This is a genomic window from Kitasatospora sp. NPDC001261 (assembly GCF_042896795.1).
GTDB lineage: Bacteria > Actinomycetota > Actinomycetes > Streptomycetales > Streptomycetaceae > Kitasatospora.
Genome location: NZ_JBIAXP010000008.1, coordinates 219998 through 240291 on the forward strand (window position 1 = coordinate 219998; position 20294 = coordinate 240291).

At 75.2% G+C, this 20294-nt stretch carries 20 protein-coding genes; 9 read left to right on the top strand and 11 right to left on the bottom strand.

The features are described from left to right. Window positions 1-102 precede the first annotated feature (102 nt). From ACFY4B_RS13750 to ACFY4B_RS13760, 3 genes are all read right to left on the bottom strand, one after another. Window positions 103-1242 (bottom strand): aminotransferase class I/II-fold pyridoxal phosphate-dependent enzyme, encoded by a 1140-nt coding sequence (locus ACFY4B_RS13750; protein ID WP_387967919.1) that lies wholly within the window; start codon window positions 1240-1242, stop codon window positions 103-105. Further along, window positions 1239-1895, bottom strand: a complete 657-nt coding sequence (locus ACFY4B_RS13755) for a transcriptional regulator (protein ID WP_049652446.1) — start codon at window positions 1893-1895, stop codon at window positions 1239-1241. The genes ACFY4B_RS13750 and ACFY4B_RS13755 overlap by 4 nt, the downstream gene beginning before the upstream one ends. A 101-nt stretch (window positions 1896-1996) precedes the next feature. Continuing rightward, on the bottom strand, window positions 1997-3607 hold the full coding sequence (locus ACFY4B_RS13760) for a beta-propeller fold lactonase family protein (RefSeq protein ID WP_387967921.1): 1611 nt from the start codon (window positions 3605-3607) through the stop codon (window positions 1997-1999). A 306-nt stretch (window positions 3608-3913) separates the two neighbouring features. Here ACFY4B_RS13760 and ACFY4B_RS13765 point away from each other — a divergent pair, with 306 nt between their 5' ends. The 5 genes from ACFY4B_RS13765 (at window position 3914) to ACFY4B_RS13785 (ending at window position 8796) form a co-directional block, all read left to right on the top strand. Beyond that, a complete protein-coding gene (locus tag ACFY4B_RS13765) occupies window positions 3914-4363 on the top strand; it encodes an Rrf2 family transcriptional regulator (protein WP_049652449.1) in 450 nt (149 codons plus the stop codon). 131 nt (window positions 4364-4494) lie between these two features. Continuing rightward, complete coding sequence (locus ACFY4B_RS13770; RefSeq protein ID WP_049652452.1) at window positions 4495-5676, top strand: globin domain-containing protein; 1182 nt, start codon at window positions 4495-4497, stop codon at window positions 5674-5676. Between the two features lie 194 nt (window positions 5677-5870). Further along, window positions 5871-6632 carry a (Fe-S)-binding protein gene (locus ACFY4B_RS13775; protein WP_387967924.1) on the top strand — a complete coding sequence of 254 codons (762 nt, stop codon included), beginning with the start codon at window positions 5871-5873 and terminating at the stop codon, window positions 6630-6632. Next, entirely contained in the window at window positions 6629-8044 is a 1416-nt protein-coding gene (locus tag ACFY4B_RS13780) for a lactate utilization protein B (protein ID WP_387967926.1), read from the top strand. The genes ACFY4B_RS13775 and ACFY4B_RS13780 overlap by 4 nt, the downstream gene beginning before the upstream one ends. Beyond that, window positions 8041-8796, top strand: a complete 756-nt coding sequence (locus ACFY4B_RS13785) for a lactate utilization protein C (protein ID WP_387967928.1) — start codon at window positions 8041-8043, stop codon at window positions 8794-8796. Before ACFY4B_RS13780 ends, ACFY4B_RS13785 begins: the two co-directional genes overlap by 4 nt. Here the strand turns inward: ACFY4B_RS13785 and ddaH are convergent. Continuing rightward, window positions 8783-9610, bottom strand: coding sequence for a dimethylargininase (ddaH, locus tag ACFY4B_RS13790; protein WP_049652461.1), 828 nt, complete (start codon window positions 9608-9610; stop codon window positions 8783-8785). The two genes, ACFY4B_RS13785 and ddaH, sit on opposite strands and share 14 nt — an antisense overlap. A 256-nt stretch (window positions 9611-9866) precedes the next feature. After that, entirely contained in the window at window positions 9867-10760 is an 894-nt protein-coding gene (locus ACFY4B_RS13795) for a 4Fe-4S domain-containing protein (protein WP_387967930.1), read from the bottom strand. A 217-nt stretch (window positions 10761-10977) separates the two neighbouring features. Here ACFY4B_RS13795 and ACFY4B_RS13800 point away from each other — a divergent pair, with 217 nt between their 5' ends. Beyond that, window positions 10978-11760, top strand: coding sequence for an SGNH/GDSL hydrolase family protein (locus ACFY4B_RS13800; RefSeq protein WP_074004931.1), 783 nt, complete (start codon window positions 10978-10980; stop codon window positions 11758-11760). A 39-nt stretch (window positions 11761-11799) separates the two neighbouring features. Here ACFY4B_RS13800 and ACFY4B_RS13805 read toward each other — a convergent pair whose 3' ends face one another. Then, complete coding sequence (locus tag ACFY4B_RS13805) at window positions 11800-12228, bottom strand: DUF2809 domain-containing protein (RefSeq protein ID WP_387967933.1); 429 nt, start codon at window positions 12226-12228, stop codon at window positions 11800-11802. Between the two features lie 213 nt (window positions 12229-12441). Between ACFY4B_RS13805 and ACFY4B_RS13810 the strand changes: the two genes are divergently transcribed. Continuing rightward, entirely contained in the window at window positions 12442-13875 is a 1434-nt protein-coding gene (locus ACFY4B_RS13810; RefSeq protein ID WP_387967935.1) for a DUF2252 domain-containing protein, read from the top strand. A gap of 59 nt (window positions 13876-13934) precedes the next feature. On the opposite strand, the gene ACFY4B_RS13815 is transcribed toward ACFY4B_RS13810, so the two are convergent. Genes ACFY4B_RS13815 through ACFY4B_RS13825 form a run of 3 tightly spaced genes read right to left on the bottom strand, consistent with a single transcriptional unit; the run spans window position 13935 to window position 16754 of the window. Beyond that, window positions 13935-14627, bottom strand: coding sequence for an alpha/beta fold hydrolase (locus ACFY4B_RS13815; protein ID WP_375873721.1), 693 nt, complete (start codon window positions 14625-14627; stop codon window positions 13935-13937). A gap of 28 nt (window positions 14628-14655) precedes the next feature. After that, the gene (locus ACFY4B_RS13820) at window positions 14656-16194 is read right to left on the bottom strand and encodes an MFS transporter (protein WP_387967938.1); all 1539 of its coding nucleotides are present in this window, start codon (window positions 16192-16194) and stop codon (window positions 14656-14658) included. Further along, complete coding sequence (locus ACFY4B_RS13825) at window positions 16191-16754, bottom strand: helix-turn-helix domain-containing protein (protein WP_387967940.1); 564 nt, start codon at window positions 16752-16754, stop codon at window positions 16191-16193. Before ACFY4B_RS13825 ends, ACFY4B_RS13820 begins: the two co-directional genes overlap by 4 nt. Window positions 16755-17049: 295 nt before the next feature. On the opposite strand from ACFY4B_RS13825, the gene ACFY4B_RS13830 reads away from it, so the two are divergent. After that, window positions 17050-18321 (top strand): DUF5685 family protein, encoded by a 1272-nt coding sequence (locus tag ACFY4B_RS13830; RefSeq protein WP_074004932.1) that lies wholly within the window; start codon window positions 17050-17052, stop codon window positions 18319-18321. Between the two features lie 237 nt (window positions 18322-18558). Here the strand turns inward: ACFY4B_RS13830 and ACFY4B_RS13835 are convergent, their stop codons facing one another. Both ACFY4B_RS13835 and ACFY4B_RS13840 read right to left on the bottom strand, forming a co-directional pair. Further along, window positions 18559-18702, bottom strand: coding sequence for a hypothetical protein (locus ACFY4B_RS13835; protein ID WP_158077759.1), 144 nt, complete (start codon window positions 18700-18702; stop codon window positions 18559-18561). A gap of 209 nt (window positions 18703-18911) precedes the next feature. Then, complete coding sequence (locus tag ACFY4B_RS13840; protein ID WP_375873717.1) at window positions 18912-19475, bottom strand: TetR/AcrR family transcriptional regulator; 564 nt, start codon at window positions 19473-19475, stop codon at window positions 18912-18914. 100 nt (window positions 19476-19575) lie between these two features. Here ACFY4B_RS13840 and ACFY4B_RS13845 point away from each other — a divergent pair, with 100 nt between their 5' ends. Then, on the top strand, window positions 19576-20058 hold the full coding sequence (locus ACFY4B_RS13845) for a DUF1348 family protein (RefSeq protein ID WP_387967942.1): 483 nt from the start codon (window positions 19576-19578) through the stop codon (window positions 20056-20058). Window positions 20059-20294 lie beyond the last annotated feature (236 nt).

Genomic DNA, 20294 nt, shown 5'->3' on the forward strand with positions numbered 1-20294 from the left:
CTCGGTGGCCGGCGCCCCGGCCGTTTCGCCGTACGGAAGCACCGCTCAGTTCCGCGAGCACCGCTCAGCACGGGGAGCACCGCTCAGCACGGGAAGCGCCGCTCAGCGCTTGCGGAGCCAGTCGGCGAAGGCCGCCAGGCCCGGGCCCGGGTCGCGGCGGCCGACGCCGATCCGGAACCGGTCGACCGGGGTCGGGGTCAGCTCCGAGCGGAAGATCCCGGCGGGCAGCAGCAGCACGCCCGCCTGCTCGACCAGCGCGGTGCAGAACTCCTCCACGCCGTCCGGGCCCAGGTAGCGCGGGAAGGCGACGCAGCCGCCGTCCGGCGCGCGCCACTCGAAGAGGTCGGCGAACTCGGCGAAGAAGGCGTCGAACAGCGGCAGGTTCCCGGCGATGATCGCGCGGTTGCGGGCCAGGATGCGGTCGCGGGCGGTGATCGCGATCCGGGCCAGCACCTCGCTCGGCGCCGAGTTGCAGATCGTGGTGTAGTGCTTGGCCCGCTCCAGGCGCGAGCGCAGCTCCTGGTCCCGGCAGGCGATCCAGCCGATCCGCAGGCCGGGCAGGCCGGGCAGGCCGAGCGACTTGGAGGTCACGTTGAGCGAGAGGGCCCGCTCGGAGAGGTCGGCGGCCTGCGGCAGGGCGCGGGCCGGGTCGCGCTCCAGGCCGCGGTAGACCTCGTCCGAGAACAGCCGGATGCCGCGCTCGTCGCAGAGCTCGGCCAGCCGGACGAAGTCGGCGGCGTCGATCACCGTGCCGGTCGGGTTGTTCGGGAAGTTGACCGACAGCACCCTGGTGTTCGGCCGCAGCGCCGCCTCGACCGCGTCCAGGTCCAGCGCCCAGTCCCGCTCCGGGTCCAGCGCGACGCCGGTGACCTCGCAGAGCGAGAGCGGGACGGTCTCGGCGGACTGGTAGTTCGGGGTCAGCACCACCGCGTGGTCGCCCGGTTCGAGCAGGACCTGCATGGCGAGGTTGAGCCCCTCCTGGGCGCCGCCGAAGCAGATCACGTCGTCCTCGCCGACCCGCTCGTACATCCCGGCGACGGCGCGGCGCAGCCCGGGGTCGCCGAAGGTCTCGGTGTAGCCGAGGGCCAGGGTGTCCCAGGCCTCGCGGTCCTCGGGGCCCGCCAGGGCGAGCAGCTCGGCCGTCGTCATGGTCTGCGCGTCGGAGGCGGTGAGGTGGTGGCGGGCGGTGAACTCCCAGCGCGAGAAGTGGGTTTCGAGCCGGAAGTCGGGGAGCCTGGTCACTGGTGGTCCTCCTCGCCGGGGCCCGCGGGGTGCTGCTTGAGCTCGGCGAGCAGGCTGTAGGCGCTGGAGCGGGAGATCCGCAGCGCGGTGGCGACGACGGGGACGGCGCGCCGGACGGCGAACACGCCCGCCCGGTCGAGTTCGCCCAGGACGGCGAGCCGGTCCTCGCGGGTGAAGCGCTCCAGCGGGCGGCCCTGGGCGCGGACGTACCCGCCGACCACGTCGTTGATCCGCTCGGTCCAGTCGCGCTCGAAGAGCGGTTCGGGGCGCGGCGCGGTGGGGGCGGCGAAGCCGGCCAGCAGGGCGGCGGCCTGCTCCAGCGGGCCGCGGTCGAGGTTGACGCAGAGCACCGCGGTGGGCTTCCCGTCGTCGTCGCGCAGTACGGCGCTGACGGAGGAGAGCCGGCGTCCGTCGGGCAGCAGCTTCGCGTACGGGCCGTAGACGTCGGGGGCGGAGGGGTCGATCCCGTCGAGCTCGCCGAGCAGTGACGGGTCGCCGGGGGCCCGGGGGGTCATCGGGTTCCAGACGGCGAGGACCCGGTCGGTGGCGGTGTCGTGCAGTACGACCTCGGCGTACGGGCCGAGCAGCAGGGCCACCGCGCGGCAGACCGGGGACCAGGTCCGCACGCGGGGGTCGGGGTTTTCCGAGGACATGCCTGGACTGTACGTCCGGATCGGACACTTGGTCCAGGGCTTTTCGCGCCCCGGGCCCCGCCGGAGGGTTCCGGCGGGGCCCGGGGGCGGCTGCCCGTGCGCTACTTGCAGGTGATCAGCAGCCCGAGCACCGCGGAGCAGCTGCGGGTGGCCCGGCTGGTGGCGGGCGACGGGTCGGCGGGCGCCCCGGCGGTGCGCGCCACGGTGACGTCCCAGCTGCGGAGCAGGGTGAGCAGGCCGACGCCGACCGAGAAGTGCCGGGTGGTGCTCGCGCCCTTGGCCAGCGGCGCGGTCAGCGCGCAGCTGAGCTTCCCGGCGGCGACGGTGCAGTCGCCGGAGGTCGTGGTCAGCCCGGCGGGCAGGTCGGCGGCGACGGTGGCCGTGGTCACCGGGTCGGGGCCCTGGCCGGTGAGGGTGACGGTGTAGTCGACCCGGCTGGAGAGCAGCCCGGTGACCGGGGTCGCGGTGAGCGCGACGCCCAGGTGGGCGGCCGGAGCCGTGTAGGTGAAGCGGTCGGCGGCGACGGCCGCGCTGGTGCCGCCGGGCCCGGTGACCCGCACGTCCACGGCTCCGGCGACGGTGGTGGCGGGGGCGGTCGCGGTGCAGCTGGTCTTCGTGCAGCTGAACGAGGTGGCGGCACCGGCCGCGCCGAAGGTCACGGCGGTGGCGCCGGCCAGGTCGGTGCCGGTGATGGTCACCGCGGTGCCGCCCGTCCCGGAGCCGCCGTTCGGGCTGATCGCGGTCACGTCCGGCACCGGCAGCGGGAAGGTCACCACGTCGACGGCGCTGCCGGTGAAGTCGGCGAGGTAGCCGTGCCGCCCGTCGGCGGTCAGGGCCAGGCTGTACGGGCTGGCGCCCACCGGGACGGTCGCGGCGACCGTCCGGCTCGCGGTGTCCACCACGCTCAGGGTGTTGTCGGCGTAGTTGGAGACGTAGGCCGCCGTACCGTCCGGGGAGACGGTCACCGCGTAGGGGCCGGAGCCGACGGCGACGGTGCCGAGGACCGTACCGGCCGCGGTGTCGATCACGGCGGCGGTGCCGTCGTCGCCGTCGGCGGTCCACAGCCGGGTGCCGTCCGGGCTGAGCGCGAGGCCGAAGACGCCGTGGCCGACCGGGACGGTGCCGCTCACCGTGCCGCTCGCGGTGTCGACCACGGTGACGGCCTTGGCGCCGGACGCGGCGACGTACAGCCGGGTGCCGTCCGGGGAGACGGCCAGGCCGTGCGGCTCGGCGCCGACCGGCACGGTCGCGGTCACGGTGTCGGACGACGTGTCCAGCACGCTGACGGTGTTGGCGGCGGCGTTGCTCACGTAGGCGCGGGAGCCGTTCGGCGCGAGGGCGAGGCCCCAGGGCTGGGCGCCGACCGGGACGGTCGCGGTGACGGCGTCGGTCGCGGTGTCCACGACGCTGACGGTGTTGTCCAGGTGGTGGGTCAGGTAGGCCCGGTGCCCGTCGGGCGACACGGCCACGGCGTACGAGCCGGACCCGGCGGTGAAGCCGCCGGACACGGTGTTGCTCGCGGTGTCGAGCACGCTGACGGCGCCGCTGCTCTGGCTGGTCACATAGGCGTGGCCACCGTCCGGCGTCAGCGCGACGCCCGCCGGGTACGGCGCCACCGCCAGGTGCGCGGCGACGGCCGGCGGCGGTGTGACGGCCTCGGCGGTCGCGGGCAGCGACAGCAGTGCGGCCGTGGTCGCGGATATCGCGGCCACGGCCGTCCGGGTACGACGGGGTGTGCGGGGTGTTCTCACGGGTCTCTCCAACTGCTCGGCACGGACGAACGTGTGGTGGTGCTGTGGTGGGTTCGGAGCCGGGGGAAGCGTAGAAGCCGCCCTGACTTTCCGTCAGGGAGTGACTACTAATGTCGCCAAATGTTCAGATCCGATCACCGCGCGAGGGTGCACGGACCCGCCACGGCCCCGACCGGGCCGAGGGCTCCGGATCGACGTGACCGGGGTCTCGATCGACGTCGTGCAGAAAATTGGAGTTGCGGAGTCGCATTCGATAGCGTTCCGAACGTGAGGCTGACCAAGAGCACCGACATCGCCCTGCGGATCGCCATGCGACTGGCCGTCCTGGGCGAGGGCGACAACCCGACCACCCGCGAGGTGGCCGCGTCCGTCGGCGTGCCGTACACCCACGCGGCGAAGGTGGTCAGCCGACTGCAGCACCTGGGCGTGGTGGAGGCCCGGCGCGGTCGCGGCGGCGGGCTGATGCTCACCTTCGCCGGGCGGACCGGTTCACTCGGACTACTGCTGCGGGAGCTGGAGGGGGTCGGCGACGTGGTCGGCTGCGAGGACGACCCGCCCTGCCCGCTGCGGGCCGCGTGCCGGCTGCGCGGAGCGCTGCGGGGCGCCCAGGAGGCGTTCTTCGCCGCGCTCGACCACCTCTCCATCGACGACCTGGTGGCCTCCCCCACCGGGCCGGTCCTGCTCAGCCTCACCGCGAGACCCGCCGACACCGCCTGACCCACCGGCGTCACCGGCACCGCCTGATCCACCGAGACCGCCGGACCCACCGGCCGATCGGCCCACCGGGGCCGCGCGCCTCTTTCACAGCCTTTAATGCGAATCTCAGATACCAGTTAGGAGCCCGACTGATGCTGTCCGCGAAGTCCACCGAGGTCATCGAGGCCACCCTGCCCGTCGTGGGCGCCGCCATCGGCGACATCACCCCGCGCTTCTACGACCGGCTGTTCGCCGCGCACCCGGAGCTGCTGCGCGACCTCTTCAACCGGGGCAACCAGGCCAACGGCACCCAGCGCGAGGCGCTGGCCGGCTCGATAGCCGCCTTCGCCACCGCCCTGATCGCCGACCCGGACCAGCGGCCGGACGCGATGCTCGCCCGCATCGCCCACAAGCACGTCTCGGTCGGCATCGACAGCAGCCAGTACAAGATCGTCCACGAGCACCTGTTCGCCGCCATCGTGGAGGTGCTCGGCGAGGCCGTCACCCCCGAGGTCGCCGCCGCCTGGGACGAGGTCTACTGGCTGATGGCCAACGCGCTGATCGCCGTCGAGGACCGGCTGCGCGCCGAGGCCGCCGCCGGCGGCGACCCGGCCGACCTGTGGCGCCCCTACACCGTGATCGCCCGCCACCAGGAGACCGAGGCCGTCACCAGCTACCTGGTCCGCCCCGCCGACGGCCGCCCCGTCCCGGCCTTCCGCCCCGGCCAGTACGTCTCGGTGCGCACCGAACTGGCCGACGGCGCCCGGCAGATCCGCCAGTACAGCCTCTCCGGCGGCGCCGACGGCGCCCTGCGCTTCAGCGTCAAGCGCGAGGACGGCGGCGAGGTCTCCGGCCACCTGCACGACCACCTGAAGGCCGGCGACCCCGTCGAACTGGCGCCCCCGCTGGGCGACATCGCCCTGGCCGACGGCGACGGCCCGGTGCTGCTCGCCTCCGCCGGCATCGGCAACACCCCGATGACCGCCATGCTCGACCACCTCGCCACCACCGGCTCCACCCGGCGGATCGTCTCCGTCCACGGCGACCGCGACCAGCTGAGCCACGCCTTCCGGGCCGAACTGGCACGGCTCACCGCCGACCTGCCGAACGCGGACTCGCACGTCTTCTACGAGCGGCCGCTCGGCGAGTGGCCGGCCGAGCGCACCGGCCTGGTGGACCTCTCCACCGTCGAGGTCCCGGCCGGCACCACCGCCTACCTCTGCGGGCCGCTCCCCTTCCTGCGCGCCGTCCGCGAGCAGCTGCTGACCGCGGGCGTCCCGGCGGCGGACATCCACTACGAGGTGTTCGGGCCGGACCTCTGGCTCGGCGCCTGAGGCCGTGAGGCCGTGAGGCCCAGCCCGGGCTGAGCACCCCGGCCGAGGTCGCACGGCCGAAGTCCCACCGCGGCACCGGTCCGCTCGGTACGATCACGAGCGGTCCGGTGCCGTTCGGCTTCCGGCGTCCGGCAGTTCGGCCGTCCGGCGGTTCGGGCGGCCAGCGGGGTCCGGTTCGGCAGAAGGGAGCCCGGATGCGGGTCGCGCTGTTCGCCACCTGCGTCAACGACGCGCTGTTCCCCGCCACGGCGGTGGCCACCGTCCGGCTGCTGGAACGGCTCGGCGTGACGGTGGACTTCCCCGCCGGGCAGACCTGCTGCGGGCAGCCGCAGTACAACACCGGCTACCGCAGGGGCTGCGAGCCGCTGGTCCGACGGACCGCGAAGGCCTTCGCCGGGTACGACCACGTGGTGACGCCCTCGGGCTCCTGCGTGGCGATGGTCCGGGACAACTACCCCCGGATCGGCGCCAGGGCCGCGACCGAGGGCCGGGGCACCGAACTCGCCGACCTGGCCACCCACCTGGTGCCCCGGGTGGTCGAGCTGACCGAGTTCCTGACCGACGTGCTCGGCGTCGAGGACGTCGGCGCGTACTTCCCGCACACCGTCACCTACCACCCCTCCTGCCACGGCCTGCGCCTGCTCGGCCTCGGCGGGCGCCCGCGCCGGCTGCTGGGCGCCGTCGAGGGCCTGGAGCTGGTCGAGCTGCCCGGGGCCGAGGAGTGCTGCGGCTTCGGCGGCACCTTCGCGGTCAAGAACGCGGCGGTCTCGGCGGCCATGGCCGAGGACAAGATCGCCAACGCGCTCGGCACCGGCGCCCGCGTGCTCTGCGGCGCCGACAACTCCTGCCTGCTGCACCTCGGCGGCACCCTGCGCCGCCGGGGCGCGCCGCTGCGGCCGCTGCACCTGGCGGAGATCCTGGCCAGTACCGAGGAGCACCCCTGGAGGCCCGTGTGAGCGGTACGTTCCTCGGCATGCCCGCCTTCCCGCAGGCCGCCGCCAAGGCCGTACGGGACGAGCGGCTGCGCGCCAACCTGCGGCACGCCACCCACACCATCCGCGACAAGCGGGCCCGGGCGGTCGCCGAACTCGCCGACTGGGACCGGCTGCGCGCCGCCGGGAAGGCGATCAAGGACCACACGCTGCGCCACCTCGACCGCTACCTGGTGCAGTTGGAGGAGTCCGTCACGGCGGCCGGCGGCACCGTGCACTGGGCCGCCGACGCCGAGGAGGCCAACCGGATCGTCGCCGGACTGGTCAAGGCCACCGGGCGGACCGAGGTCGTCAAGGTCAAGTCGATGGCCACCCAGGAGATCGAGCTCAACGAGGCGCTGGCGGCCGAGGGGATCACCGCCTACGAGACCGATCTCGCCGAGCTGATCGTGCAGTTGGGCGACGACCGGCCCTCGCACATCCTGGTGCCGGCGATCCACCGCAACCGGGCGGAGATCCGGCAGGTCTTCGCGGACCGGATGGCCTCCTGGGGCCGCCCGGCGCCCAGGGGCCTCACCGACTCGCCCGCCGAACTCGCCGAGGCCGCCCGGCTGCACCTGCGGGAGAAGTTCCTGCGCGCCGAAGTCGCCGTCTCCGGCGCCAACTTCATGGTCGCCGAGACCGGCACCCTGGTGGTGGTCGAGTCCGAGGGCAACGGCCGGATGTGCCTCACCCTGCCGCGCACGCTGATCTCGGTGGTCGGGATCGAGAAGGTCGTGCCGACCTGGCGGGACCTGGAGGTCTTCCTCCAGCTGCTCCCCCGCTCCTCCACCGCCGAGCGGATGAACCCGTACACCTCGCTCTGGACCGGGACGACGGAGGGCGACGGCCCGTCCGAGTTCCACCTGGTGCTGCTGGACAACGGCCGCACCGCCGCGCTCGCCGACCAGGTCGGCCGCCAGGCGCTGCGCTGCATCCGCTGCTCGGCCTGCCTCAACGTCTGCCCGGTGTACGAGCGGGCCGGCGGGCACGCCTACGGCTCGGTCTACCCGGGGCCGATCGGCGCCATCCTGACGCCCCAACTGCGCGGCACCGCGAGCCCGGTGGACGCCTCGCTGCCGTACGCCTCCTCGCTCTGCGGGGCCTGCTACGAGGTCTGCCCGGTGGCGATCGACATCCCCGAGGTGCTGGTGCACCTGCGCGAGCGGGTCGCCGAGCAGGGCGGGCACCCGCTGGAGCGGGCCGCGATGGCCGCCGCCGGGTTCGTGCTGGACCACCCGGCGGCGCTCGCCGCCGCCGAGCGGCTGGCCGGGCGCACCCGGTCGCTGCACCCGCGCCGGCTGCCCGGGCCGGGGCGGGCCTGGACCGACACCCGGGACCTGCCGGAGGTGCCGGCCGAACCGTTCCGCGACTGGTGGCGGAGGAACCGCACATGACCGCATCCGACCGGCCCGACCGGCCCGAACGTCCGTCGAACTCCCGGGAGTTGGTGCTCGGCCGGATCCGGGCCGCCCTCGGCGACGCCGCCGGGGTGGCCGAACAGCCGCCGCCCCGCGACTACCTGACGGCGCACGTTCCGACGGACGACCCGGCGGCGGTGCTCGACCTGCTGCACCGCAACCTGGCCGACTACCGGGCCCTGGTGCACCGCTGCCACGAGGACGAACTGCCGCGGCGGATCGCCGGGTTGCTGGTCGAGCGGGGCAGCCGGACGGTCGTGGTGCCGACCGGGCTGCCGGCCGACTGGCTCACCGCGGCCGAGGCCGAGGGGGTCGAACTCCTCCCGGACGACGGGACGCTGACCGCCACCCGGCTGGACGCCGTGGACAGCGTGGTGACCGGCTGCGCGCTGGCCGTCGCCGAGACCGGGACGATCGTGCTGGACGCCGGACCGGGCCAGGGGCGACGGCTGCTCTCGCTCGTCCCCGACCACCACGTCTGCGTGGTGCGGGCCCCGGAGCAGGTCGTCGCCTCGGTGCCGCTCGCACTGCCCCGGCTCGATCCGGTACGGCCGCAGACCTGGATCTCGGGGCCGTCCGCCACCAGCGACATCGAGCTGGACCGGGTGGAGGGGGTGCACGGGCCGCGCACCCTGGAGGTGCTGCTGGTCACCGCGGCGCCGGAGCCGGACGACGCCCGGCACGGCATCCGGGGCGGCACCGGGGGCGGCACCGTCACTCCGGCCTGAGCTCCAGGGTGCAGCACTTCGCCCCGCCGCCGCCCTTCAGCAGCTCCGAGACGTCCACCGGGACGGGCTGGTAGCCGTGCTCGGTCAGCCGGCCGGCCAGGTTCTTGGCGGCCTCCGGCAGCAGCACCCGGCGGCCGTCCGAGACCGCGTTGAGCCCGAACACCTCGGCGTCGGCCCGGTCGGCGAGGATCGCGTCCGGGTAGAGCGCGCGCAGCACCGAACGGCTGTCGGCGTCGAAGGCCTCCGGGTAGTACATGACGTGGTCGTCGGCGAGCACCGCCAGCGCGGTGTCCAGGTGGTAGAAGCGCGGGTCGACCAGAGTCAGGCTGACCACCGGGACGCCGAACAGCTCCCCGGCCTCGGCGTGCGCGGCGCGCGAGGTGCGGAAGCCCGTCCCGGCGAGCACCCGGCGGCCCACCACCAGGTGGTCGCCCTCGCCCTCGTTGACGTGCCCGGCCCGGCGCACCTCGCGGTAGCCGCGCTCCCGGAACCAGGCCAGGTAGGCCTCCGACTCGGCGGCCCGCTCCGGGTAGCGGAAGGTGGCGACCAGGGCACGGCCGTCCAGGACGGTGGCGCCGTTGGCGGCGTACACCATGTCGGGCAGGCCGGGCACCGGGTCGATCAGCTCGACGGTGTGGCCGAGCCGGCGGTACGTCCAGTAGAGCCGCTCCCACTGGCGCAGGGCGAGCGCGGTGTCGGTGGGCTGGGCGGGGTCCATCCACGGGTTGATCGCGTAGTCCACGGTGAAGTGCGTCGGCCGGCACATCAGGTAGCGCCGAGGCCGGGCGTGGCGCTCCGGGGTCTGCGTGAGCATGGCTCAACCATCCTTGGATCGCGGGGAGTTCGTCGCACGGAGTTCGGGGTTCACGGGGCCGAACACCTTCGTTCCCAAGGCGGCTGCCCCGACGGAACCGTTCGCACACCCGGGTGGGCGCTCCCGGCGGTCGCACGCCCCCGCGCACCCGGCGCAGGCACCGGCGCACCGACCCTCCGGCGCCGGCCGGCGGACCGCGCCACCGGCCACCGGCCACCGGCCAGCGGCAGGCCGTCCCGTACCGGCGGGCCGCCGGCTACCAGCGGACCGCGCCGAAGTCCACGGGCCTCGGCCGCAGCTCCCGGCACCGCTCGGCCAGCGACCGCAGCCGGCGGTCCGCCTCCTCCGCGGGCATCCGGCGCCGGTCGCCGTGGCCGGGCAGCAGCCACTCGAAGCGCAGCACGCCGAGGCCGCGCCGCAGCGAGGCGGCGAGCTCCTCGATCGAGTACCAGGTGACCGACTCCGCCACCTCGATGTCCCCGGTGGTGCGGGACCAGTACAGGCTGTCCCCGCTGAAGCAGTACCGCTCGTCCGCGAGGAAGAGCACGCTGCCCCGGGTGTGGCCGGGGAACGGGTGGGCGACCAGGCCGGGCGAGACCTCCGTCGGCGCGGTGCCGCGCAGCACCCGGTCGGCGTCGGGGGCGGCCGCCAGATCGCCCTCGTGGATCCAGAGCCGGGCGCCGAACCGGTCGGCGTACGCCCGTCCGTGCGCGGCGTGGTCGCGGTGCGTGAGCAGGACGTCGGTGACCGGGCCGAGCGCGGCGTACCGGGCGGCCAGGGCCTCGCTGTAGCGCGGCGTGTCGACCATCACCCAGCCGGTGGGACGGCGGCAGAGGTAGGAGTTGGCGCCCGCGGTCTGCCGGGAGTTGTGGCCGAGCAGCAGCAGGTCGTCGGCGAGGGCCAGCGGGAACGGGTCCCCGACCCGGTCCAGCGGCCCGGTGCCCGGGCGGATGGAACGGGTCGGGCAGGCGTGGGCGGCGGCGAGCAGCTGCCGGCGCTCGGCCGCGTCGCGCGGCTGGCGGACCAGCACCGAGCGGCCCGCGTGCTCGCGGACCAGGTCGGGCGCGAGCTGCCGGGCGACGTCGCAGTTGGTGCACCGGTCGTCGATGGACCAGTTCTCGGGCGGGTCGGGGCGCGGGTCGGTGGTCATGGGTGCCTTCCCCCGGGAGGACGGCGGCCGGACCGGCCGCTCCCTTCGAGCATCCGCCGGGCTGGCCGGAAAGCGGAAGGGAGCGCGGATCTTGTGCTTTCCGGGGACCGGCTCTCTGCGGGCGGGAGGGGCCCACGGGGGCACGTGGTCCATCTCACGTGCCGCCGGAGTCACCTACGGTGGCGTAGGTCACTTGATTGGGTGAACTATCTCTTTCATGCCGAATCTCCAGGAGACCCTTGACCTCGATTCGTATGCCGCCATCGGCGACAGCTTCACCGAGGGTCTGAACGACCCCGGCGTCGACGGCAGGTTCGCCGGCTGGGCCGACCGCCTCGCCGGGATCCTCGCCGACGGGCGCCCGCCGGGCGCCTTCCGCTACGCCAACCTCGCGGTGCGCGGCCGGCTGCTGGACCAGATCACCGCCGAGCAGGTGCCGCAGGTCCAGCGCCTCCAGCCCGACCTGGTCACCTTCTGCGCGGGCGGCAACGACATCCTCCGACCGGGCGCCGACCCGGACGAGGTGGCCGAGCGCTTCGAGGCCGCCGTCGTCCAACTCACCGAAAGCGCCGGGACGGTGCTGATCTGCACCGGCTTCGACACCAAGGACGTGCCGCTGCTGAAGCACCTGCGCGGCAAGATCGCCACCTACAACGGGCACATGCGCGCCGTCGCCGACCGCAACGGCTGCAAGGTGGCCGACCTGTGGTCGCTGCGCGCGGTGCAGGACCGCCGCGCGTGGAGCGAGGACCGCCTGCACCTGTCCCCCGAGGGGCATCAGCGGGTCGCCCTGCTGGCCGCCCGCTCGCTGGGCCTGCGCACCGCGCAGGACCCGGAGGCCCCGTGGCCGGACGCCCAGGCGCTCACCCCCGCCGACCAGCGGCGGGAGAACATCCAGTGGGCCCGCGAGTACCTGCTGCCCTGGGTCGGCCGGCGCCTGCGCGGCGAGTCCTCGGGCGACCACGTCGAGCCCAAGCGGCCGGACCTGCTCCCGCTCTGACGGTCAGTCAGGCCGCTCGCCCGGCCCGGTCGGCCGCGTTCAGACGGCTCCGCCGGGTGCCGCGACCCGGGAGGTCCGCAGCACCCGGTGGAGCACCCCGGCGCAGCCCGCGCCGACCAGGTACCAGAGCAGGTCCGGCGGGTTGAAGGTCGAGCCCAGCACCAGCCGGGCCAGGGTGCTGTGCCGCCCCCAGGCGTCCGGCAGTCCGGTCAGCTGGAACAGCTCCACGGCCCAGCTGAGCGCGGCGGCCACGGCGGCGGCCCGGCCGGGGCGCAGCCTCGGCGCGGCCAGCACGAGCAGGGCGTACAGGAGGACGGTGTAGAGCGCGTCCCCGGCGCACTTGGCGAAGTCCCCGCCGAACACGGCCCGCACCCCCAGCCCGGCCGCCACGGTCAGCGCCGCCGCCGACGCGGCCGCCAGGCGCGTGCGCCGAAGCGCCCGGGAACCGCTCCCCCCAAGATCGTTCACCCGCCCCACGCTACCCCGCACCCCACGGGCTCCGCCCCGGCCCCGCGCCCCACGCACGCCCCGCCGCCCCCGCACCACCCCCGCGACCCGCAAGCGGACCCTCCCCTCCCGGAACCACCGCGCCACCCCGTACGTCACTCCCCCCGATGAAACGTCCGCGCAGGTCGCGGGCGGGGCGAGGACCGGAAGGGACGGGCGGGGACAGTGGCGCACGTGGGTGGGGCCGAGGCGGCCGGGTCGGGGTCGGCGGCGGGGCGGGACGAGCGGACCCGGCGCGGGTTCGCGGTGGCCGGGTTCGCCCCGGCGCAGGACGGGCGGGCGCGGGAGCGCGGCAAGGAGCTGCGGACCCTGGTGCCCCGGGAGCGGCACGCGGAGTTCGCGCCCGCACCCGACCGGCCGACGGCCGTGACCGCGCTGGAGGCCTCCAACGCCGGCCGAATAGCCCGGCTGGTGCCGATCCGGGTCGGCCGGATGGCCGCCGGCCCGTTCGCGTTCCTGCGCGGCTCGGCCGGGCTGATGGCCGCCGACCTCGCGGGCACCCCGGTGACCGGGGTGGGCGCGCAGCTCTGCGGGGACGCGCACGCCGCGAACTTCGGCCTGTACGGCGACGCGCGCGGCCAGATCGTGCTGGACATCAACGACTTCGACGAGACCGTCCCCGGCCCCTGGGAGTGGGACCTCAAGCGGCTCGCCGCCAGCCTGGTGCTGGCCGCCCGGGAGGCCGGGGCGAGCGAGACCACCGCGCGCGAGGCCGCCCAGCACGTGGCGGGCTCCTACCGCCGGACGGTGCGCACGCTCGCCAAGCTGCCCGGGCTGGACGCCTGGAACGCGATCGCGGACGAGCAGCTGGTCTCCTTCGCCGAGGCGCACGACCTCGCCGAGGTGCTGCGCAAGGTCGGCGCGAAGGCGCTCGGCAACACCAGCGCCCGGTTCGCCGCCCGCAGCACCGCCCGTACCGCGGACGGCGGTTGGCGGTTCACGGCCGCTCCCCCGGTGCTCACCGAGGTGACCGACGCGACCGCCCGCGCCGTCGCGCACGCGCTCGGCCCGTACGTCGAGACGGTTCCGGCCGAGGTCCGCACCCTGCTGTCCCGCTACCGGGTGCAGGACGTGGCGTTCCGGGTGGTGGGCACCGGCAGCGTGGGCACCCGCTCGTACGTGGTACTGCTCACCGACCACCGGGACCAGCCGCTGGTGCTGCAAGTGAAGGAGGCCCGCCCGTCGGCGCTGCTGCCGTACCTGCCGGCCGGGCCGCGGCCCGCGGCGGACGGGCACGAGGGCCGCCGGGTGGTGCTCGGCCAGAAGCACATGCAGGTGGTCAGCGACACCCTGCTGGGCTGGACCACGGTCGACGGACTCCCGTACCAGGTACGGCAGTTCCGCAACCGCAAGGGCAGCGTCGACCCGGCGGCGCTGCTGCCTGGCCAGCTGGACGACTACGCCCGGATCACCGGCGCCCTGCTGGCCCGGGCGCACTCGCACACCGCCGACCCGGGCCTGCTGGCCGGGTACTGCGGCAAGAGCGAGGCGCTGGACGAGGCCGTCGCCGCTTTCGCGGTGGCCTACGCCGACCGCACCGAGGCCGACCACGCCGACCTGCTGACGGCGGTGCGCAACGGGCGGCTGCCCGTCGAGCACGGCGTCTGACCGATCCGCCGCCTGCCCCGCCCGGCGTCCGCCTCACTCGACGGCAGCGGCCCGGCGGCTCAGCGGGCCAGGAACGGCGCCACCGCGGCGACGAACCCGGCGGGCCGGGCACCGTGCACCAGGTGCCCGGCCTCGACGGTGACCAGGCGGCAGTCCGGGATCAGCCGGGCGAGTTCGGCGATCCGCTCCTGCGGGACGTGGCTGGCCGGGCCGCCGGCGACGGCCAGGGTGCGGGCGGTGATCCCGGCCAGCCCCTCCCGCCAGGCCGGGTCGGGGTCGTCGAGCTGGGCCTTGACCGCCCGGACCGCCGCCCAGTCGAAGTGCACGTCCGGGTCCGGGTCCTCGGGCGGCGCGCTCGCCGGGCGCGGGTACAGCGCGGGGATCTCCTCCAGGACCAGCCGGTCGATCCGCTCCGGCGCGGCCTGGGCGAGCAGGTAGGCGACGGCGCCGCCCATCGAGTGGCCGACCAGGTCGACGCGGGCGAGTCCGAGGGCGTCGAGGAAGGCCAGCACGTCGTCCCGCATCGCCTCCAGCGCGTAGGCGGCGGTGCGGGCGCTGTCGCCGTGGCCGCGCAGGTCGAGCGCGTACACGTGGTGGCCGGGGGCGAGCTCCGGCAGGACGGTGTCCCAGTCGGCGGCCCGCTCGCCGAGGGCGTGCAGCAGCACCAGCGGCGGGCCGCCGGGCCGTCCGCTCTCGCGGTAGGCGAGCGTCACCTCGGGCAGGTCCACGGTCCGGGTCCGTACGTCGGTCATGCCCGCCACGGTACGCGCCGACCACCACCTAGCGGACCGGTGTTCGCCCTCGGCTCATCGCGACCGGTCCGCCGTCGCGCTGCTCGCGGGCCGTGGCGCGGCCGGCGAACACCGAGGCCAGGACGGCGAGTCCGGCCACCGCGGCGCACACCACGCTCGCCGTCAGGTAGGCGGAGCGGTGCCCGCCGCCGCCGACGGTCTCCCGCAGGTAGACCCCGGACAGGGCCGAGACCGCGACGGCCGCCGCGATCCGCTGGGCCATCTGCAGGATCGCCCCGCTCACCCCGGCCGCCTCGGCGGGCGCGTGGCGCAGCACGTAGGCCTGGTTGGTGGAGCCCATCAGGCCCACCGAGGCGCCGCCGAGCAGTTGCAGCAGGGCCAGCAGCCAGGGCAGCACGGCGGCGGGCGCCCAGTGCGCGAGCAGTCCGCTGAGCAGCATGGCGAGCGCGGAGCCGACCATCCCGACGGTGACGGTGCGTCGGCCGTAGCGCTGGACGACCCGCCAGGCGAGCGCGGAGGCCACGCCCATGGCCACGGCGGAGGGCAGCGCGACCAGCGCGGCGCCCATCGGGGAGAGGCCGAGGCCGTCCTGGAGGAACATGGTCAGGACCAGCGAGGCGGCGAGCGAGGAGCCGAACTGGGCCATCGCGGTGGCCGTTCCGAGCGCGTACGGCGCGGAGCGGGTGAGGGCCGGGTGGATCAGCGGGTGGCCGCCGGACCGGGCGTAGCGCCGCTGCCACCAGGCGAGCGCGCCGAGCAGCAGCAGGGCGGCGGCCGCGAAGGCGAGCCAGCCGGTCCAGCCGGGCGGCCGGACGAAGGGCAGCATCAGGGCCAGGGTGAGCGCCCCGACCAGCAGCAGGCCGAGGACGTCGAGGTCGGCGTTCCGGGCGCTGGGGCGGGGCTTCGGCAGGTGGCGGGCCGCCAGGGCGACGGTGGCCAGGCCGAAGGGGACGTTGAGCAGGAAGGTGAGCCGCCAGCCGTGCTCGGGGCCGGCCAGGGCCAGCACCGCGCCGCCGATCGGCGGGCCGAGCGTGAAGGCGAGGCCGCCGGTGACGGCGTACATGCCGAGGGCGCGGGCCCGCAGCTGGCCGTCGAAGACGTCCTGGAGGGTGCCGATCATCTGGGAGTTGACCAGGCCGGCGCCCACGCCCTGGAGCAGCCGGGCGGCGATCAGCACCCCGGGCTCGGTGGCGGTCGCGGAGACCAGGCTGACCAGGGTGAACAGGGCGAGGCCGGTGACGAAGAACCACTTGCGGCCCTTGACGTCGCCCAGCCGCCCGCCGGGGATCAGCGCGAGGCCGAAGGCGAGCGAGTAGCCGGCCACGATCCACTGGAGGTCGGCGGGCCCGGCGTGCAGGGTCTCGCGCAGGGCGGGGATGGAGGTGTTGAGGACGGACTGGTCGAGCAGCGTGGTGAAGCCGCCCGCGACGCAGACCAGCAGGACCCGGCGCCCGGCGGCGTCGAAGCGCTCCTTGGGTCCCCCGGGCTTCCCGGGTTCCTGGGGCGCCCCGCCGTTCCCGGGGCTCTCCTCGGGCTCCTTCGCTATCGGCCCGGTGGCGGCGCTCACGGCTCGACCACCACCAGCACGTACCGGGCCTCGCCCGGGCCGAGGCTGCGGAAGCGGCTGGTGCTGCCGACGTAGCGCAGGCAGTCGCCGGGGCCGAGCGGCTGCGGCTCACCGTCCACGGTCAGCTCCAGGTTCCCCTCCAGCAGCCAGAGGTGGTGCTCCCGGCCGGGCGTGCAGGCGCGGTCGTAGGCGATGTCCGCGCCGGCCGGCAGCCGACCCTCGATGATCTCCGCGCGCAGCGAGCCGTGCGGCGGCGAGACCGACCGGCGGACGAACCCGGTCGTCCCGTCCCGCCACACCTGCTGCTCCCCGGCCCGCACCAGCCGGGCCGGACCGGACTCCACCTCGGCGAGCAGCCGGGACATGGTCCGCCCGTACACGGCGCAGAGCCGCCCGAGCAGCGCGGCCGTCGGACTGACCTCCGCCCGCTCCACCCGGGACAGCGTCGACCGGCTGACGTCCGCCAGCCGTGCCAACTCCTCCAAGGTCCACCCGCGTTCCAGCCTCAGCTCGGCGAGTCGTTGTGCCAGCCGCTCGTCGGCGGCCGCGTCGATTCCCATATTCGCGATGCTATCCCGGATATGAGATCCACTCACCGGAGTCGGCCCCGGGGCCCCGGGTCGTCGGAAGCCTTCGGGCGGCGGCCCCGCCCCGGCGCACGCGGCGCCCCGAGCCGGGGCGAGGTGCGCGCGGACGCCGGGGCGGGGCGTGGCGTGCGCGCGGACGCCGGGCGGGGTGCGCGCCCGGCCGACGGGCGGCGGCTTGACGGGACCTCGGCTTCCAGGAGGGGCGCTGATCATATGATGTGCGGCGAATCGTGGCCGGTCGGCGGCCCGTAAGGCGAGGGGGACCAGCGTGTTCGGCATCATCAGACCGTGTAGGCATCGATTGTCCGAGCGCCTGCAGACCTCCTGGATGGCCCACCTGTGCGGGCTCTGCCTCGCGCTGCGGGACGACCACGGACAGCTCGCCCGGACGGCGACCAACTACGACGGTCTGATCATCTCCGTCCTGGTCGAGGCCCAGGCCGCCCGGGAGGACTCCTCCTGGCGCCGCACCGCCGGACCGTGCCCGCTGCGCGGCATGCGCACCGCCTCCGTCGCCAAGGGCGAGGGCGCCCGGCTCGCCGCCGCCGTCTCGCTGGCGCTCGCCTCGGTCAAGATCCGCGACCACGTCGAGGACCGCGACGGCGTCTTCGCCCGCCGCCCGGTCGCCGCCGGAGCCCGTGCCGTCACCCGGCGCTGGGACCGGCAGAGCGCGGGCAGCGCCTCGGCCGTCGGCTTCGACACCGCCGTACTGCTCGACGCCGCCTCCCGGCAGGGCGAGTTGGAGCGCTCGCTGCGCCCCGGCGGCTCCGTCCTGCTGGTCACCGAGCCCACCGAGACCGCCACCTCGGCCGCCTTCGCGCACACCGCCGTGATCGCCGGGCGCCCCGGCAACGCCGCCCCGCTCGCCGAGGCCGGGCGGCTGTTCGGCCGGCTCGCCCACCTCCTCGACGCCGCCGAGGACCAGGCCGCCGACGCGGCCTCGGGCGCCTGGAACCCGCTGACCGCCACCGGCACCGACCGCGCCGAGGCCGAACGGCTCTGCCGCGACGCCGTCCACGGCATCCGGCTCGCGCTGCGCGAGGTCGACCTGACCGACCGCACCCTCGTGCACGTCCTGCTCGGACACGAGACCGACCGCGCGGTGGAGCGGGTCTTCGGGCGCGCCCGGCACACGGCGAGCTGCCGCCGCCCGGACACCGCGGGCGCCACCGCGGGCACCACCACGGGCGAGCACCCGCACCAGGCGCCGCCACAACAGACGCCCCCGGGCCAGACGCCGATCCCGCCGTGGGTGCCGCAGGGCCCGGGCTTCACCCCGCCCGGCCAGAAGCCGCCGAACCCCCGCAACCTGCTCGCCGGGTGCGCGATGTGGGCCCTGATGGCCTGCACCTGCCAGCTGCTCTGCTGCGACCACGAGGACCCGTTCAGCCGCGAGCGCCGCGAGGGCTTCTGCCAGCGCCACGACTGCTGCGACTGCGGCGACCCCGGCTGCGGCGACTGCTGCAACTGCTGTGACGGGGACTGCTGCGACGGGTGCGACTGCTGCGACGGCTGCTGCTGCGACTGCGGCTGCAGCTGACCGGTCAGCCCGCCGGCTCCGTGCCGGCCCTCCCGTCCTGACCGGACCGGCCGGCCTGACCGTCCTGAGCGGACCGACCGGACCGACCGGCCGCCACCGGGCCCGGGGTGCCCCCGCAGCACCCCGGGCCGGTCCGCGTTCCGGTCCTGCCCGGCCTCGCCCCGCCGCCAGAGCGGCAGGACCTCGACCGGCGGGACCGCCACCGGCAGCACCGCCACCGGGCCCGGCTCGGCGCACTCAGGCATCGCGCCGCGCCGTCTTCCGGTCCACCGCCAGCGAGTCCTCCAGCCGCGCCAGCAGCTGCCGGAACCGCTCGGTGTCCTGCTCCGTCATCCGCCCCTCGGGCAACGCCCCCGGCCGCTCGGCCGTTCTCTCGTCCATGCACCCGAGGCTAGGCGGTGTCGATCAATGGGCGATAAACGCGCGTTCGAGCGAAAAGCACTCGCCCGGTGCGGTTCGGCCCGGAACGCTCGCATCCGACGACGCCCCACCAGCACCACCCGGTACCACCCGGTGCCACAACTCACCTGCTCCACAGACCTGGTGACGGCCGCGGGCCGGACGGTCGGCATCCGCGCCGGGGCCGCCGGTTACCGGGCCGGTGCCGCGTCCAGCAGCAGCCGGGCGGCCTCCCTGGCGTCGGCGGCGGCCGTCGGATCCCCGTGGACGGCCGCGCTGGTGATCGCCCCCTCGGCCAGCAGGGCCAGGTGGACGGCGGTGGCGGGCGGGGCTCCGGCGGCCTCGACCAGGCCCGCGAGGTAGCCGCCGAACTCCTCCTTGTGGTGCCGGGCGGCGGCCACCACCGCGGGGCTGACGGCACCGAGTTCGCCGAGCGAGTTGACGAAGGCGCAGCCCCGGAAGCCGGGTTCGGCGAACCACCGGCCGAGCCAGTCGAAGACCGCGAGCAGCTGCTCCCTCGGGGAGCCCCCGGTGCGTGAGACGTACACGGCGAGGTTCGCCCGCCAGCGGCCGTCGCGGCGCAGCAGGTAGGCCTCGACGAGCTCGCCCTTGGACGGGAAGTGCTGGTACAGGCGGCGCATGGTCACGCCGGAGGCGGCCCGGACGGCGTCCATGCCGACCGACTGGACGCCCTGCCCGTAGAACAGCTCCTCGGCCGCGTCGAGGATCCGGGTCCGTGGGTCTTCCTGCTCCATCTGCCGTGCCCTTTGCGTGAGAACGATGGTTCTCCTACTGTAGCCACAACAGCGAGAACGATCGTTCTCAACGACGGAACGCCCATTCCGAGGAGCATCCATGCCCGAGACCGGCACTGAGCAGCGCCCGCCCCTGCCCCCGTTCACCGAGGAGACCGCCCACCGGAAGGTCCGGGCCGCCGAGGACGCCTGGAACACCCGCGACCCCCGGCGGATCGCCCTCGCCTACACACCGGACAGCCGCTGGCGCAACCGCTCCGAGTTCCTCACCGGCCGCGACCGGATCGCCGACTTCCTCACCCGCAAGTGGCAGCGCGAGCTGGACTACCGCCTGATCAAGGAGCTCTGGGCGTACGGCGGGGACCGCATCGCGGTCCGCTTCGCCTACGAATGGCACGACGGCGACGGCCACTGGTACCGCTCCTACGGCAACGAGAACTGGGAGTTCGACCGGAACGGCCTGATGGCCGAGCGGCACGCCTCGATCAACGACCTGCCGATCACCGCCGCGGAGCGGCTGTTCCACTGGCCGCTCGGCCGCCGCCCCGACGACCACCCGGGCCTCACCGACCTCGGCCTCTGAACCGGCACCCCGCGCGGGCCACGGCGCGCGCCCGTCCTGTTCCACGGCTGTGACACGGCCCGCATCCGCCGCTGGCCTCGCCCCGCGAAGCTCCTCGTCGAGGTCGAAGTCGACTTCGGCACCGTCGTCCGCGACCTGGCCCGGTCCCCCGACGGGAGGACCATCGCGGTCCGCACCCCGGACGGCATCAGCACCCTGCCCGCCGACGGCTCGGCCGCGCCGACCCAGGTGTCCAC

Coding starts and splice junctions, on each gene's coding strand:
- ACFY4B_RS13755 (WP_049652446.1), bottom strand. CDS start 1,895: ATGTCCTCGGAAAACCCCGACCCCCGCGTGCGGACCTGGTCCCCGGTC.
- ACFY4B_RS13770 (WP_049652452.1), top strand. CDS start 4,495: ATGCTGTCCGCGAAGTCCACCGAGGTCATCGAGGCCACCCTGCCCGTC.
- ACFY4B_RS13775 (WP_387967924.1), top strand. CDS start 5,871: ATGCGGGTCGCGCTGTTCGCCACCTGCGTCAACGACGCGCTGTTCCCC.
- ACFY4B_RS13785 (WP_387967928.1), top strand. CDS start 8,041: ATGACCGCATCCGACCGGCCCGACCGGCCCGAACGTCCGTCGAACTCC.
- ddaH (WP_049652461.1), bottom strand. CDS start 9,610: ATGCTCACGCAGACCCCGGAGCGCCACGCCCGGCCTCGGCGCTACCTG.
- ACFY4B_RS13795 (WP_387967930.1), bottom strand. CDS start 10,760: ATGACCACCGACCCGCGCCCCGACCCGCCCGAGAACTGGTCCATCGAC.
- ACFY4B_RS13800 (WP_074004931.1), top strand. CDS start 10,978: ATGCCGAATCTCCAGGAGACCCTTGACCTCGATTCGTATGCCGCCATC.
- ACFY4B_RS13815 (WP_375873721.1), bottom strand. CDS start 14,627: ATGACCGACGTACGGACCCGGACCGTGGACCTGCCCGAGGTGACGCTC.
- ACFY4B_RS13825 (WP_387967940.1), bottom strand. CDS start 16,754: ATGGGAATCGACGCGGCCGCCGACGAGCGGCTGGCACAACGACTCGCC.
- ACFY4B_RS13835 (WP_158077759.1), bottom strand. CDS start 18,702: ATGGACGAGAGAACGGCCGAGCGGCCGGGGGCGTTGCCCGAGGGGCGG.
- ACFY4B_RS13840 (WP_375873717.1), bottom strand. CDS start 19,475: ATGGAGCAGGAAGACCCACGGACCCGGATCCTCGACGCGGCCGAGGAG.
- ACFY4B_RS13845 (WP_387967942.1), top strand. CDS start 19,576: ATGCCCGAGACCGGCACTGAGCAGCGCCCGCCCCTGCCCCCGTTCACC.